Below are 16,405 nucleotides of genomic sequence, written 5' to 3' on the forward strand. Positions count from 1 at the left end.
TTCTATATTAATTATTGTCTATTGCAGCATAAAGCGCGTCACTGATCTTATCGATCTCACCAACACCATTTATTGTCTGCACTTTGTTCTGGTCCTTGTAATAAGGCAGAACGTGAATTGTTTTTGTAAAATATTCGTTGATTCTCTTCAAAAGCTTTTCAGCAGCATCATCTGCACGACCGCTGTTCTGACTTCTCAGGGAAATTCTTTCTTTGATCACCTCTTCAGGAACATCCAGCTGAAGAACCTTGTGGATTTTCTGACCCTTTTCTTCCAGGTATCCATCCAAAGCTTCCGCCTGAACAACCGTTCTTGGGAATCCGTCAAAGATAAATCCTTTCGCGTCCGGATGTCTCTGAACTTCTTCCTCGAGCATGTCGATAGTTACGGAATCAGGTACCAGAAAACCGTCAGCCATGATTTGTTTAACACGTTTACCAAGCTCAGTATCATTCTCAATGTGTGCACGAAACATATCACCTGTCGAAAGGTGAACAAGTCCGTATTTTTCAATCAATCTTTCCGATTGTGTTCCTTTCCCTGCTCCAGGAGGGCCAAATAGTACGATGTTCAACATACTTTTTTCTTTTAATGGGATTATCCCTTTAGTTGATAAATGTGTTCGGTGTTTCTTCCTAACTCATCGTAATCCAGACCGTAGCCTACTACAAATTTGTCCGGAATCGAAAAACCGATATATGTTGGGGTATGTGTTCCTTTAAATGCTTCCGGCTTGAACAACAGGGTTGCTATTTCCAAACTTGCCGGTTTTTCAACTGATAATATGGTAAACAATTTTTCCATTGTTATTCCGGTATCCACAATGTCTTCCAGGATAATGACGTGCTTATCCTTGATACTTGTAGTCAATCCTATCACTTCATCCACCCGACCTGAAGAATGCATTCCCTTATAGCTGCTCACTTTTACAAATGTGATCTCACAAGGGGATCGAAAGCATTTCATTAAATCAGCAGCAAACATGAATGCTCCATTCAAAACAGCAATGAACACGATTTCTTTTCCAGCATAATCCTGCTCCAACTTTGCAGCTAAAGAGGCAATCTCTGCTTGAATTTTTTCTTTTTGGATAAAAATCTCGAATGTTTTATCGTTCAGCTGAAGCACTTTGTTGTCTAATTTTAAGGGCAAAAGTAGGATTTTTAAGGGAATTATTGGCTTAAATCACAAAGAAATAGCTTGAAATGGATTATTTCGTTGAATCTTGTGCAAAATGACCTATTCCATTCCTCTCCAAATTACCTAATATATTCAAAAGGAACTATCTTTGCATCATGAAAAAACAATGGAACGGAAACACCTATAAAGTTGGAATGCTTGGTGGTGGTCAATTAGGTCGCATGTTTATCCAGGAAGCACTTAATTATGATGTTCATGTTCATTGTTTGGATCCCGATTCGGATGCACCTTGCAGGTATCTGGCAACTTCTTTCCAACACGGTTCTTTACAAGATTATGAAACGGTGGTTCAATTCGGGAGCGATAAGGATGTCGTTACTGTTGAGATAGAGCATGTCAATGTAGATGCTTTGCATACACTTGAAAAAAATGGAATCAAGGTATTTCCTCAACCAGCTGTTTTGGCAATTGTGCAAGACAAAGGGCTTCAAAAAGAGTTTTACCAAAAAAATAATCTCCCCACTGCCGATTTTACGTTGGTCAGCGGAAAAGAGGACCTGATCTCCAAAAACATCCCTTTCCCATACGTTCTTAAATGGCGTAAAGGAGGATACGATGGTAAAGGGGTTCAGATAATGAAATCTGCCGCCGATCTGGAGCATTTGATCGATACACCATTCGTTATTGAACAACTGGTTCCTTTTACCAAAGAGTTAGCAGTCATTGTTGCCCGAAATGAACAAGGAGAAAGTGTGGTGTATCCAACAGTGGAATGCGAATTCAGTCCAACGGTAAACCTGGTGGAATTCTTGTTTTCACCAGCCGACATTTCTGAGGAAGTGGAGAAAAAAGCTCGTGAAATCGCACTTCAGGTGATTGATTCGCTCCAAATGGTCGGAATTTTAGCTGTAGAGCTCTTCCTTACAGCAGCTAATGAAATCCTGATCAATGAAATAGCACCGCGTCCGCACAATAGCGGTCACCATACCATTGAATGTTGCTATACGTCACAGTTTGAACAACACTTGAGAAGTATCGTGAATGCTCCGCTAGGTTCCACCAAGCTGATTACTCCGGGAGTGATGATCAATTTGCTGGGGGAACCTGGTTATGAAGGAACTGCGAAATATGAGAATTTGGAACAGGTTATTTCACAGGAAGGTGTCAGTGTCCATCTTTATGGAAAACAACAAACCAAACCTTTCCGGAAAATGGGTCACGTGACCATCTACGGACCGCATTTGGAAGAGTTGAAAACAACCGGAAGAATGGTAGCTAAAGAATTAAAAATCAAAGCTTAAATACATTTATTATTCTATAATTGCTACCTTTACCCCCCATTTAAGAGCTTTTGAAACTACATATACTTACTTTTGTATTCTCTTTTCTTGCACTGAGTCAACAGCTTAATGCTCAGCTGTATACATTTCAGGAATTCAATCATCAGGACGGATTAAAAATAACTACCACACTTACCACTACTCAGGATGAATTGGGTCATCTGCTTATCGGAACGGATGGGAATGGGATTGTCCGGTTTAACGGAACCACTTTTGAATCCATTCACAGTGCAAAAGGGCTTGATCGTCCGTATCACGTAACCGGAATCTCCATTGTCAATGGGGAAATTTATTTTTCCACCCTTTATGCCGGAATATTGAATTATTACAACAATGGCATTCATTCGTTCTATAAGATAAACCCGATTACCGATGGTTCCGCTTTGCATATTGGCAAATGTCAGAACGACCTGTCTATCATCACGAATAATTCCATCATGGTCGTGGATCTGAATGGCAAACTCATTTTAAAGAAGCAATACGTCTCCAAGCACATCAAAAAATGTGTCGAGTTATTGGAAACTCCCTATGGAAATATCCTGATTACAGATAAAGAGTCCTATTTCATTAGTTCAACTAAAATAACCCCTTTGAGCAAATGGCTGAATTCGCCAAAAGTGAATTTTAAGGTGGCTTCCTATTATCAAAAGAAATTGGTTCTCTTTGATGAAGCAGGGAAGAACAAATACACGTATTACTTCTCCAACAATGGAAGTATTTTCAGACAGACCAAGGAGGAAACAGGTTTTGAATTCAAAGATACCCCCATTGAAAACATCGCATCAAAAAAGAATCAGATCTTATTCAGTGATTCGGATGATGAGCTCTTTTCAATTGAAGATGACAACCTCAAACGGATTGCCCCTAACTACACCAAGGAATTAGGATCCATTTATCATCTTTTCATTGATAATTCCGGAGATTACTGGGTAAACACTTCCCAGGGAATCACCAAAATAAGTGTTGAACCGTTCACAAAAGTGAAACTTTCCCCCATTTTTGAAGACAACCTGATCATTCAAATTTTCAGGACAAAAAGCAACGATTTTTTGCTGGGAAATGGAAAGAACGAAGTCTATTACGGTCCGATTTATTCCACTAATTTCAAGGTGAAAACGGCTTTTCGGGTCAACCATGTTCTGGAATGTCCGATTGGAACACTCATTTGTTCCGAAACCGGGATTTATGAATTGAAATCCGGTGAAATCCTGGAAACAGCTATTCCGAAGCAAAAAGGTGAACGAATCAAATTTGCCATTTGGGATGGTGAAAAATTGTGGTTTGCACCAGCCGAAAAAGGTCTTTATTATTACGACCCGAAATCCAAGACCTCCACAAAAGCAAAAATCAATGGTGCTCCGGATTATTTCTATTGCGGGCAAAAATCCGCTGATGGGAAATTCCTTTATCTCGGTACCAATGAAGGAATCAAAAAAGTCAATATTGCCACAAAACAAGTCATCCATCTAAAACAATTCAATACCATTGGAGCTTACGCAGGGAATTCAACCAGCGACATATTTGGAAATTTGTGGTTCACCTTCGACCGAGGGATTGCAGGAATTGATCGGAATCATCAATTAATTACCATCACAGACCAGAAAATACTCCCTTCTTACTTATTCTACACACTTTCCTCTGATAAACTGGGGAACTTAATCCTGGGGACCAACTTGGGTATTCATATCCTTAAAATGAATAAGGACGGGAAGGTCGTTTATCACAAAAATTACAATGAAAAGAATGGTTTTCGGGGGTATGAAACCAATATGCGCGCTGTTTTCCAGGACGAGAACAGGTGTTTTGTCGGAACTTCCGAAGGTCTATTTCTGATTAATACTGAGATTCTGAAGAACTACCCTGTTCCTCCAAAACCAATTATCATTAAAGGTCGCCTGTTTCAAAATGGTGTGATTCGGGATGTCGATCAGGGAAAATACCTCACATTCAAGACGATTCTGTCTAAAAACAGCGGATTAGAGTACTATTATAAAATCACAGGCTTCCACAAATTCTGGATCAAACTCAATAGTTCCGGTGAAATGAAAATGCCCGAACTGGAAAACGGTTCCTACCGTTTAGAGGTCAAATCAACTTTTGACGGAATCAACTTTTCGGAGATTTCAACCTATCCGATTGTGATCCATAATCCGATATGGCAGTCCAAATGGTTTATCGTGATTGTGATCCTATTCCTGGGGCTATTGAACATCGGATATCTGGAATGGACACGGACCGGAATGCGGGTGAACCTTTACGAAATCAGCTACAATTCACTCGATCCGAGGTTTGTCCCCAAATTGCTGTTATTCGGAGCGCTCAGTAACGCCCTGACAGGTTTGATCATTCATTATTTCGTAGACAAGAATCTTGGGAACATGACGGTCAATTTCATTGTCAGTTCGGTACTTCTGGTTGGTTTTATAACCCATAAATTTTCCGGTCGCAGAAATCGCCTGGACCGGATCAATAACCTCAGTTTATACGTATCCCTTCTGGTGTTATTTGTGCAGTTCTTTTACTTATTATTCATCACAAATATTCATCCCTATCCGGTTATTGCAATCCTGCTTATTTCAAGTGTTTTGCCGTATATGCTAAACAATATCCGATCGATTATCATCATTTGTCTCTTTCAAATCTTTGTTTCCGTTCTGATGTTGATCTGGATTGAAAACCCGGCATTCAACAGTGTGCTTTTCATTCTCTCGATCGGTGTTTCGTCTGCCCTTACGATCATGGTGACCTATTTAAGAAATGATTCATTGGAAAAATTGTTCTTCGTTAGCAATATCCTGAACAAGGGAAATATGATGGCAATTTCATTCGATCAAAAGGGAATCATTACCTATTGCAGTAAAAACCTGTCAAATTTATTGCATATCGATTCGAATATGATCGTTGGAAAATCACTCTCCACACTCAACCCGATCGTAGTTTCTGCTGAAATGCGCGAATTCTCCTTGGGAGATGAATTTTCAGACGGGAAAATATTTCTGGTTCCCATGTACAACAAAAAAGGGGAAGTGATCTGGATTGAATGGTCCTGCAAGTATTTTTCCGATGCTGTGCGTGTAATCATGGGTCAGGACGTTACGGAAAAACTGACTCTCACGACCAACTATCAATCGCTGGTTGAAAATGCCCATGATATGATCTTCAATACGGATATCGATGGAAATTTCACCTATCTGAATGAGATGAGTAGCCGGACCTTCGGATACAAGAATGAAAACCTTGTCGGGAAAGATTCCGTATCCATCGTTCACCCGGAGTATCGGGATATTGTAAAGGACTTCTTTAGAAATCAAATCCTGAACCGGATCCAGAACACCTATTTGGAATTTCCAATCCGAACCAAGGAAGGGCGGATTATCTGGCTCGGACAAAATGCTTCCATCGTATTTGAACCGGGTTCCAGGAAACGAATTATCGGGTTTACCGCTCTGGCACGTGATATTACAGAAAAACGTGCAAATGAATTGCTGATCGAACAGCAAAACAAGGACATTACATCAAGTATCAATTCAGCAAAACGAATCCAGTACAGTCTTTTACCGAAGGCTTCTGAAGTGGGGGATCATTTTGAAGATTACTTTGTAATTTTCAAGCCAAAAGACATTGTCAGTGGTGATTTTTACTGGATGCATCAAATCGGTGACAAATTGATCCTTGTTCTGGCAGATTGCACCGGACATGGTGTCCCGGGAGCATTTATGACGATTCTAGGGATCAATCTGTTGAACCAGCTGGTCATCGAACGGAAAATTGATGATCCCGCACAAATCCTCAATGGATTGAACAATGAATTGCATAAACTGCTTCATCACGGAACCAATACATTGACCACGGAAGGAATGGATGCTCTGGTTGCCGTATTTGAAGGGGATTCGGTAGAATTTGCAACAAGCGGAGTTGCACTGATCCATATTCACGAAGATGAATTCGTATTGCATAGATCCACTAAAAAGGAAATCGACACGGAAGTCTTTGTTTACGAAAGCAAGAATATCTCCATTGCAGAGGATGATCAACTTTACCTGATTACAGATGGGTTTCAAAAACAATTCGGATCCATTCGAAATAAGAAGTTTTCATTCAAACGCATCCGTGAATTGCTGGAGAAAATCAAAATTGAATCCATGCCGCTTCAAAAGAAATATTTTGAAAATGCCTGGTCCAATTGGTCAGAAGGTCATGAACAGACGGATGATATCACCATCATCGGATTAAAAAAATATAAACCGAAGGATTAGGCACCTGTTTTTCGCACCAAATAAGCTACCGGGAAATAGGCGGATAAAACGCTTAGACCACTAACGGTTCCCAGGATAAACAGAACATCTCTTACCCGAAGAATAACGGGAAATGCATCATTTCCTCCTGAATTAGGCATCTGTAAGAACCCGTAATGATTTTGAAGCAAGCAAACACCTATTCCCAATACCAGTCCGATTCCGATTCCTTTAAGCGCAATCAAGATTCCTTCGAAGAAAAAGATCTGGAATATAAACCGTTTCGTGGCACCGAAGCGTTCCATGGTCTCAATATTCTCCTTTTTCTCAATGAACAACATATTCAGGGATGCCACGAGATTGAATGCCGCCAAAACAAAAATGAACAATAGGATCAAAACAACTATCTTCTTTTCACTTTCACTTGTCTTAAAGATCAACTCATTCTTTTCTGCAGCGGTTTTAATTTGAAAGGTGTCTCCGAATTTGGCTACAAGAGCAGTTTTGATTTCTTCTCTGTTTTCCTTCTTTGCATGAAAATAGATTGCAGTGATATCCGTGTCATAATTCAACTGGATTTCCGCATAATTTATCGGAACCAACAAATCAGACATATTCACATCCTTGTTGTAATTCATTCGCCCAACCACTTTCAATGGAGAAACCTTGAAAGGGCTTTTCAGCCGGGCTATGGAAGCATCTCTTAATGGGGTGTATAAGGTCAATTCCTCGTAACCATCCAACTCCGAAATATATCCATCGATCTTGTCCAGCAAACTCGCTCCGATAACAGCTGTCGGTTCCCCATTCTCTTCCAGGGTCGGATATCCGTCAACCATGTGTTTCGACAAATTGCATGCATCAACGAAAGAATAGTCAACACCTACCATTCGTGCATTCACCCATTTCTTTCCGTGCTTGATGATAACTGTTTCCTCAATGGCTTTGGACAAGGAAATCACTCCGGGAATTTTGCGCAACTGGTTCAGATTTACCGTGGTCGAATCAAATGTCTTGCCTTCGGATGAACGCATGGTAATAGCAGGATCATAGTCGGAATACAACTTCGAAACCATTTGTTCAATTCCATTAAAGGCTGATAGAATGATAATTAACGCGGCTGTTATAATAGCAATTCCGACAACAGAAATCCGTGTAATCCAACTCACAAGGTTCCGCTGCTTTCTGGTATACCGAAGGTATCTTCGCGCTATGAAAAATGAAACCTTAATCTTTCAACAATTTATTAATGGTTTCAGCATAATCCAATGAGTCATCAATAAAGAATTGAAGATCCGGAATCTTATGCATGTTTTTTAAGCGTTTTCCAACTTCACCACGAATCTTGCGTGAGTTTTGTTGAATATTATCCAACACCACCTTTTTATCCGGACCGGCAAAAACCGAAAGGTAAATACGCGCCAAAGATAAATCAGAAGTCACCCTTACAATCGTTACACTTACCATTGCACCAAGGCAAATTTCACTTGCATTGCGTTGAAAATAAGTAGCTAATTCCTCTTGAATTACGCCCTCAATTCGGTTTTGTCTAATTGAACTCATGCTGCAAAGTTAAGAATTGTAAACTCGTTCATACACAAAGGAGAACAAAAACATATCTTTGTACTGCATGAAATCGATATTAGCATTCCACAAATACACATTTTCGTATAAAGCTCCGGCTATACTTACGATCTTTTACAACTTGCTTTTTGTGATATTCAACCTCCTGTCCATGGTGTTGTTTATTCCGTTTTTACAGCTGATTTTTCAACCGGATAAAATCACCAATTTACCTGAGCCGGTTTATAAGGGTGGTTTTTCAACCTTTTTTATTTACTGTAAAGATCTTTACAACTATACCATGCAGGAAATGGTCAAGGAAGATCCGAAAGATGCCCTGCTTTTTGTCTGTATTTCTGTCTTAATTGCCTTTTTCCTGAAAAACCTGGCACGTTATGGAGCCATTTGGCATCAATCTCAGCTCCGAATGGCAGTTGTTCGTGATATCAAAGACCAATTGTTTGCCAAAGCAATGAAGCTTCCGCTTTCTTTTTACACCGAAGAACGAAAAGGAGATTTAATGTCCCGGATGAACAGTGATGTGGGGGAAATTGAAATTGCCGTAATAGCCATCCTGGAATTAATTTACAGGGAACCTTTTGCAATTCTTACTACAGTGGGAGTGTTATTGTACATCAGTCCGAAACTGACCTTGATTTCCTTTATCTTGCTTCCTGTATCTGCCTTCGTGATTTCCCGAATCGGGAAAAGCCTGAAACGCACTGCCAAATTGGGTCAGGAACAAAACGGGATTGTTTTTTCAACGATTGACGAAGCGCTGGGCGGAATTAAAGTGATCAAAGCTTTCAATGCCATTCCATTCATGAAAGAGCGTTTCCGTAAGATCAACTTAAGACATCAGCAATTGATCACACGCACTTTCCGCAAGAAAGACCTTTCTCCGCCATTGAATGAATTTTTAGGAGCAGCAGTTATGATGTGTCTGGTTTGGTTTGGTGGATTAATGATCCTTGATAAGGATGCAAATCTTCTCACAGGAGCTCAATTCATTACCTTTATCATAGTCTTTTCCCAATTATTACGTCCTATTCAGGGAATCGCAACGGCAGTAGGTAATCTCAACAAAGCAGAAGTCTCCCGCGATCGGATCAACGAAATTCTCGATACAAGCGAGAATATCTACCAGGTAGAAAATCCAAAAGAATTAAATGGTCTCAAGAACGAGATCCGAATAGAAGGAGTCAGTTTCAAGTACAAGGACGAATGGGTTCTGAAGAATATCAACTTTGACCTGAAACGCGGTAAGACCATTGCATTGGTTGGAGAATCCGGAAGCGGTAAATCCACAATTGCTGATTTACTTCCACGTTTTTACGATGTCAATGAAGGAGCAATCTACATTGACGATATCAATATCAAGGAATACGGATTGGAAGATTTACATCAGAATATCGGGATTGTTTCTCAGGAATCCATTCTTTTCAATGACACCGTTCGAAATAATATCGCATTTGGAAGAGAGGATGTTTCCATGGAATTAATTGTTAAGGCGGCCAAAATAGCACATGCTGATACTTTCATCGATCAACTGGAAAATGGATACGATACCTTTATCGGTGAGCGTGGGAATAAACTTTCAGGTGGTCAGAAGCAACGTTTAAGCATTGCAAGAGCTGTTTTAAAAGATCCGTCGATTCTGATCCTGGACGAAGCAACTTCAGCATTAGACACCGAAAGCGAGCGCATCGTTCAGGGAGCTTTGGATGAATTGATGAAAGACCGGACGTCCCTGATCATTGCTCACCGAATGAGTACGATCATCAACGCAGATGAGATTTTAGTCCTGTCAAAAGGTCAGATTATCGAGCGTGGAAAGCACCAGGATTTGATTGCTTTGGGAGGAACGTATGCAAATCTGTGTGGCCTTCAAGGAATCTTCCATTAATTTTGTGATTTTTTCACGGATAAATCATTGATAGCTACCGTTTAATAAGTATATTTCCACTTTGGTTCGCTTTTTGTATTCCACCAAACAACCATTCCATTTACGGAACGTTATTTACTATATGAAGCTGATTTGGATTATAGCATTCTTTCTCCCTTTTTCCCTGATGAGTCAATTGGTCACATCACCACAGGGTGCTGCGTCATTGGTTCAGAATACACTTCTTGGACCAGGAGTTACCGTTTCAAACATTAATTTCTCAGGTTCTTCCGCGTCAATCGGGAAATTTACGGCAAATGGAACAAATCTGGGAATCAATTCCGGAATTGTCATTACAACCGGAACAATTGCAAATAATGGAAACGGACCTCAGGGACCAAATAACTCATCCAATTCGGGATTTGATAATAATTACCCTGGTTTCTCTGCTTTAACTGCTCAGGCGGGAGCAACTACCTACAATGCTTCCATTTTGGAATTCGATTTTATTCCTTATTCAGATACCGTTCGTTTCAAATATGTATTCGGGTCGGAAGAATACCCGGAGTATGTCTGTTCCCAATTCAATGATGCTTTTGCATTTTTCATTAGTGGTCCTGGAATTCCGGGTGCTCAGAATATGGCAAAATTACCCAATGGGGCAACTGTTACAATTAACAATGTGAACAACGGGAATCCCGGAGGAACCGGAAGCGGAATAAACGCATGTGGAGCTAGTAATTCAGCATATTTTGTTAATAACGGAAATGGAAATCAAGCCCCATATAACGGATCTTCCAACTATATTCAATACGATGGTTTCACCAAAGTACTGGAGGCTGTTTCGAAAGTTCAATGTGGACAAACATACCATTTGATTATTGCTATTGCAGATGCCGGTGATGGAATTTTTGACTCGGGAATTTTTCTTGAGGCGAACAGTCTGACATCAAAAGTACCTGTCGAAGTGGATTACGTCATGTCATTTGATGCTTTCAATGATGGAGTGACCATGGCTGAAGGCTGCGTGAACACAACTGTCACATTGACCAGAAATGGCTCTACGGCAGCTTCAATGAACGTGCCGATCACTGTTGGAGGAACCGCTATCGAAGGTGTGGATTATTCAAACATTCCCAATTCAGTAACATTTGCTCCCGGTCAATCGACTGTTCAGTTTAATTTTAACGCATTGGCCGATGGACTTACCGAAGGGGTTGAAACTGTGGATTTGATTTTTGCAGTTCCCGATCCATGCGGTGGTTCCAATCCCTTGGAACTTAATCTGAAGATAAATGATATTCAGCCGGTTCAGGTTACCGTAAACTCGGTAGACAAACTTTGTCCGCAAGATCCAGCAGAATTGACTGCTATTCCAAGTGGTGGATCCGGTCCATATTCCATTCTATGGAGTACTGGTGAAACTACGGCTTCAATAACCGTTAATCCACCTGCAACACAAAATTATACCGTTTCTGTTACGGATGCTTGTTTAAATCAAACTGTAAATGCAGTAGCAACCGTAACTGTTCCGATCTATCAACCGATTGGTTTAGTGACCACACCGGACATCACTGAAATCTGTCCGTATGTTCCGAAAGAACTAACTGTCCAGGTAACAGGTGGCGCAGGAAACTTTACCTACTCCTGGCATCTTGCCAATGGTACGGTCTTAGGAACGAATGACACATTGAATGTGATACCGAGTACAAGTACGATGTATTATGTTGAAGTAACCGATCAGTGCGGTGTTTCATCCATTGACAGTGTTTTATATATCATCACAAGTCCTCCATTGGTTCTTACCATGTCCCCGAATCAGCTAATTTGCCCAGGAGACACCGTTCCGATCAGTGTAACAGCAACTGGGGGGTACGGACAATATTTCTACGAATGGTTCCATAGCGGTGAAACGACATCTCAGGTTTTTGTGCATCCTTATACAACCACATCCTATACTGTTTCTGTCTCAGATGAATGTCAGACATTTACCGTAGAAGGAACAACAACCGTGAATGTGATACAACCGATAGCAGATTTTGTTATTTCAAGTCATACTTTATTTGAAGATCTGCCTATTACCTTCCAAAATCTTACCATAGGCGGAAACACTTACGTATGGGAATTTGGGGACGGTCAGACATCCACGATGGTTCATCCGAATAATACTTATGATGTTCCCGGAACTTACTATGTCACATTAATTGCAACAAATAGCATAGGCTGTAAAGACACGGTGGTGAAACCGATTACTATCCAGGAAGAATATTGGATCTATGTTCCGAATACTTTCACTCCTGACGGCAATCAATTTAACAATACATTCAAAGCTTCCATGATCAATATCAAGGAAACAGAAGTGACCATTTATGATCGTTGGGGTCTTCAGGTGTTTTACTCAACCAGTATTCGCTGGGAATGGGATGGAACTTACAAAGACCTATTGGTTCCGGATGGAACATATACGTATAAGATTAAGTATGTCAGCCGATCAAATATTGCAGACGTACTGATTGGTCACGTAAACGTACTAAAGTGATTTCGTTCTTCCTCCGTCAACCGGAATATTTATCCCATTGATATAACTTGCAGAAGGTGAGGCTAAAAATGCCACTGCTGCCGCTATTTCTTCCGGTCTGGCAATTCGTTTCATTGGAGACTCCTCAGCCATTTCTTCAAAGATGGCATCTACAGAATCACCCGTCTTCTCAGATTTATTAGAAGCGATTTCCTGCAATCTGGTAGTGTTTGTTGCTCCAGGCAGAACGTTATTCACCGTAATGTTGAACTGTCCCAATTCATTTGCCAAAGTCTTACTCCAGTTCCCCACAGCTCCTCGAATGGTATTGGAAACCCCTAATCCGGGAAGTGGTTGTTTCACGCTTGTGGAAATGATATTCACGATTCTTCCGCCACCCGATTGTTTCATACCGGGAACTACCGACTGAACAAGGATATGATTGCAGATCAGATGTTGGTTAAATGCCGATAAGAACTCACTGATATCCGCATCAATTACCGGTCCCGCCTTAGGTCCTCCTGTATTATTGATCAAAATATCAATAGACTTCCCTTTTGACAGGTAATCACTTACCTTTTGTTTTAACTCCAAAGGTTGTGTAAAATCAACAACCAAATAATCGTGAGTTTGACTCCCTTCCCGATGAAGTTCTGACTTAACCAATTTCAGCTTCTCTTCGTTGCGGGCCAATAATACAATATCCGCACCCATTTCAGCCAATTTCATAGCAACTGCTTTTCCTATACCTTGTGTACTTCCAGCAACAAGAGCAACCTTACCGATTAATTCTTTCATCAAACAAAATTAATCATTCTGCGCTTTCAATGACATTTTTAAAGATTCAAATTCCTGATTGAGGAAAACAAACTGATTAAGCGTTTTTTATGAAAAGTGAGTCAAAAGAATTAATTGTGAATGTTATTAATTGATAAATCAAGTCGTTATTTGTTAAAAAATAAACTTGTTAATAAAAAAATAATTCCCGGTTAATTTCTCAATTGTTAAATAGAACCTTCTAAATATTCATTCAGAGCATGAGAACACAAGATGAACCGTTTTTATTAACCCTCTGAACCGATTGATTTACTTTAGTTTAAACTATACTTTAAGTTTTTTTAAAGTCTGTTTTCCATACTTTTACAACAAACTATTATATTATGAACAAAAAATTACTCTGGTTAGGGTTATCTATGTTGTTTAGTTGTTTTATATACGGCCAAACAACCATAAATACCAACCATCCGAACAACAACGGAAATGGTTCCGTTACCTTCAATGTTCAAAATACCAATGCATTTGATATCATTATAACCGGTATCCAATGTCATCTGGGCTCTACAGCAACAAACAACATTGAACTTCTTTACAACACAAGCCCCTACGTTGACAACGCAGCTCCATGGAGTTTCGGAACTGTAGGAGCCGGACAGAACGGTTGGATCTCTGCGGGATCAGCAGTTGTTTCCAATTCCAATACTGCAAATGGAATTGTTACAGCGCTTTCGTCCTTGTCACTGACTATTCCAGCTGGAGCAACTTATCAGCTTGGCTTGTCAGCGACCACGATGCAATACTCCACATTAACCAATGGTGCTGGTATAAATACCTTTAGTGCTGGTGGTGTCAACTTGTTAACTGGTGATGGAATCTCTTGGGGAGGAACGGTTTACCCGACAACTCCCGCAAATTATCCTCGAGGTCTGATTGGTGGAATCACCTTCATTCCTGCTGTACCTTGTACTTCTCCTCCAACTGCAGGTACTGTTTCTGCAGCAAACAACCCGATTTGTCCTTCAGTAAATAACACGCTTTCATTATTAGGTGGAACAGGTGGAACTGGACAAACTTATCAATGGCAGAGTTCTCCAACAGGAGCTCTAGGATCATATACAAACATCGGTGGTGCTACAAACAGCACCTACATCTCGAGCCAAACTTCCGACACCTATTATCGTTGTTACATGACTTGCGGTGGAATGTCTGATACAACTGCCGGTTTCCTTGTAAATACAAGCAACTTTATCAATTGTTATTGTAACAGTAATGCTACCAGTACTAGTGATGAGGAAATTCTGAATGTCAGCATCGGAACGCTTAACAATAGCTCTACCTGTTCAACAACAGGAGGTGCCGGATCTATTCAAAATCAATATTCCAATTATACAGCGTTGCCTGCACCGAACCTTGCAAGAGGAGTTAATTACGGAACGAATGTTCAGGTAGGAACTTGTGGTGGAAGTTTTAGTAATATGACTAAAATATTCATTGACTACAATCAGAATGGATTATTCTCGGATCCGGGAGAAGAGGTATATGCTTCAACAATCGCTGTAGCAGGACCTCATAATGAAATCGGATCGATTATCATTCCTATGACAGCAACGCTTGGAAATACGCGTATGCGTGTGATCACAGTTGAGACTACCGTTATTGGAAACATTACAGCATGTGGAACTTACACATGGGGTGAAACAGAAGATTACTTTGTTAACATCGCTCCTGCACCGACATGCCCTCAACCTACCGTGTTGACAAATCTAGGTGCAACAAGTACAGACATCGAGCTTACTTGGACAGCAGGTGGATCAGAAACTTCTTGGCAAGTACAATACGGTCCTCCAGGATTTACTCTTGGAACAGGTGATTCAGTAGTGGCATCAACAATTCCATTCACATTGACTGGTTTGACACCAAATTCATTCTACCAAGTTTATGTAATGGCAATCTGTTCATCTTCGGATTCATCTTATTATACTGGTCCGCTTTCTTTCAACACTTACAACCAAGGAACCTATATGGATTGGTCAAATGATTGTTCTCCGGCAGGATTTATCAATATTGCTGCAACAGGAACTGATCTAGTATTGACTGATGACTCTGAAATCGGAATGGCACTTCCTTTCCCTATCTTATATCAAGGAACTTTATATAACGATTGTACGATTGGAAACAATGGTGGTATGGCTCTAGGTACTACAACAGCTCAAATCGGGTATGGTGGTAACATGACAACGCAACCGGGAACCTTTATTTTCCCTTGGGGAGATGATTTGGATGATGAAACAGGAAATGTATACTATCAAACAAATGGTACAGCACCGAACAGAACGTTCATTGTTCAATGGGATAACATTTGTAATTTCTCAGGATCAGTTGGCGCTCCGGCTGTCACTTTCCAGGTTCAATTTGATGAGGCAACGGGAAAAATCTGGTTCGTTTATGACGATGTGGTTTTTGGTGCTCCAAATGCTGGTGATGACTATGCTGCAAATGCGGATATCGGTGTTTCCGGTCCAAACCAGGATTTGAACGTGTCAAATGACAACGCTACTTATTTGCAAAACAATTCTTGTGTTGAATTCTATTACACAGATTGTCCGAAACCGAAAAACTTCGTAACGACATTCCTGGGACCTGATGAAATTCAATTTGGATGGACTGCAGGATTCTCGAATGAAACTCAATGGATTATCGAATACGGTCCTGCAGGATTCACTCCCGGAACAGGACAGTTTCTGAATGAAACAAACAGTTTCTCCAGTATTTCTTCTTTAACGCAATTGACAGATTACACGATTTATGTGTATGCAAATTGTGCGAACGGAGATACTTCTTTGGCTTTGGCTCATAATTTCACAACCTTGCCTTATTGTTCTAACCCAGCTTCAATTGGTGGAACTTCTGCTCCTGATTCATTAAATTTGAATTGGACATGGGCAGA

Annotated in this window: 10 protein-coding genes; 5 read left to right on the forward strand and 5 right to left on the reverse strand. The window is 40.4% G+C overall.

Features of this window, described 5'->3' with window-relative positions; translation table 11 throughout:
- Positions 1–7: 7 nt before the first annotated feature.
- Together AAG807_RS19310 and hpt are read right to left on the reverse strand one after the other, a co-directional pair.
- Positions 8–577 carry an adenylate kinase gene (locus AAG807_RS19310; RefSeq protein ID WP_341907683.1) on the reverse strand — a complete coding sequence of 190 codons (570 nt, stop codon included), beginning with the start codon at positions 575–577 and terminating at the stop codon, positions 8–10.
- 20 nt (positions 578–597) lie between these two features.
- Positions 598–1,152: a hypoxanthine phosphoribosyltransferase gene (gene hpt / locus AAG807_RS19315; RefSeq protein WP_341907685.1), complete on the reverse strand. Its 555-nt coding sequence runs from the start codon at positions 1,150–1,152 to the stop codon at positions 598–600.
- Positions 1,153–1,295: 143 nt separating this feature from the next.
- Here hpt and AAG807_RS19320 point away from each other — a divergent pair, with 143 nt between their 5' ends.
- Positions 1,296–2,441 (forward strand): 5-(carboxyamino)imidazole ribonucleotide synthase, encoded by a 1,146-nt coding sequence (locus AAG807_RS19320; protein ID WP_341907687.1) that lies wholly within the window; start codon positions 1,296–1,298, stop codon positions 2,439–2,441.
- A gap of 50 nt (positions 2,442–2,491) precedes the next feature.
- Positions 2,492–6,736, forward strand: a complete 4,245-nt coding sequence (locus AAG807_RS19325; RefSeq protein WP_341907689.1) for a PAS domain S-box protein — start codon at positions 2,492–2,494, stop codon at positions 6,734–6,736.
- On the opposite strand, the gene AAG807_RS19330 is transcribed toward AAG807_RS19325, so the two are convergent.
- On the reverse strand, positions 6,733–7,884 hold the full coding sequence (locus tag AAG807_RS19330) for an FtsX-like permease family protein (RefSeq protein ID WP_341907694.1): 1,152 nt from the start codon (positions 7,882–7,884) through the stop codon (positions 6,733–6,735). The genes AAG807_RS19325 and AAG807_RS19330 overlap by 4 nt on opposite strands.
- A 58-nt stretch (positions 7,885–7,942) precedes the next feature.
- Positions 7,943–8,278, reverse strand: coding sequence for a 30S ribosome-binding factor RbfA (gene rbfA, locus AAG807_RS19335; protein WP_341907697.1), 336 nt, complete (start codon positions 8,276–8,278; stop codon positions 7,943–7,945).
- 67 nt (positions 8,279–8,345) lie between these two features.
- Here rbfA and AAG807_RS19340 point away from each other — a divergent pair, with 67 nt between their 5' ends.
- Positions 8,346–10,184 (forward strand): ABC transporter ATP-binding protein, encoded by a 1,839-nt coding sequence (locus AAG807_RS19340; RefSeq protein WP_341907699.1) that lies wholly within the window; start codon positions 8,346–8,348, stop codon positions 10,182–10,184.
- A 121-nt stretch (positions 10,185–10,305) separates the two neighbouring features.
- On the forward strand, positions 10,306–12,702 hold the full coding sequence (locus AAG807_RS19345) for a choice-of-anchor L domain-containing protein (RefSeq protein WP_341907702.1): 2,397 nt from the start codon (positions 10,306–10,308) through the stop codon (positions 12,700–12,702).
- Here AAG807_RS19345 and AAG807_RS19350 read toward each other — a convergent pair.
- Positions 12,694–13,479, reverse strand: coding sequence for an SDR family oxidoreductase (locus AAG807_RS19350; protein WP_341907703.1), 786 nt, complete (start codon positions 13,477–13,479; stop codon positions 12,694–12,696). The two genes, AAG807_RS19345 and AAG807_RS19350, sit on opposite strands and share 9 nt — an antisense overlap.
- A gap of 362 nt (positions 13,480–13,841) precedes the next feature.
- Between AAG807_RS19350 and AAG807_RS19355 the strand changes: the two genes are divergently transcribed.
- The coding region (locus AAG807_RS19355) for a GEVED domain-containing protein (RefSeq protein ID WP_341907705.1) at positions 13,842–16,405 on the forward strand (2,564 nt) is incomplete at its 3' end.

Origin of the sequence: Fluviicola taffensis DSM 16823 (genome assembly GCF_943372375.1) — a bacterium.
Lineage (GTDB): Bacteria > Bacteroidota > Bacteroidia > Flavobacteriales_D > Crocinitomicaceae > Fluviicola > Fluviicola taffensis_A.

What these genes read in the sequence shown, in the direction of transcription:
- AAG807_RS19320 (WP_341907687.1), top strand. Translation starts at nt 1,296, where the DNA reads ATGAAAAAACAATGGAACGGAAACACCTATAAAGTTGGAATGCTTGGT.
- rbfA (WP_341907697.1), bottom strand. Translation starts at nt 8,278, where the DNA reads ATGAGTTCAATTAGACAAAACCGAATTGAGGGCGTAATTCAAGAGGAA.
- AAG807_RS19350 (WP_341907703.1), bottom strand. Translation starts at nt 13,479, where the DNA reads ATGAAAGAATTAATCGGTAAGGTTGCTCTTGTTGCTGGAAGTACACAA.
- AAG807_RS19310 (WP_341907683.1), bottom strand. Translation starts at nt 577, where the DNA reads ATGTTGAACATCGTACTATTTGGCCCTCCTGGAGCAGGGAAAGGAACA.
- AAG807_RS19340 (WP_341907699.1), top strand. Translation starts at nt 8,346, where the DNA reads ATGAAATCGATATTAGCATTCCACAAATACACATTTTCGTATAAAGCT.
- AAG807_RS19345 (WP_341907702.1), top strand. Translation starts at nt 10,306, where the DNA reads ATGAAGCTGATTTGGATTATAGCATTCTTTCTCCCTTTTTCCCTGATG.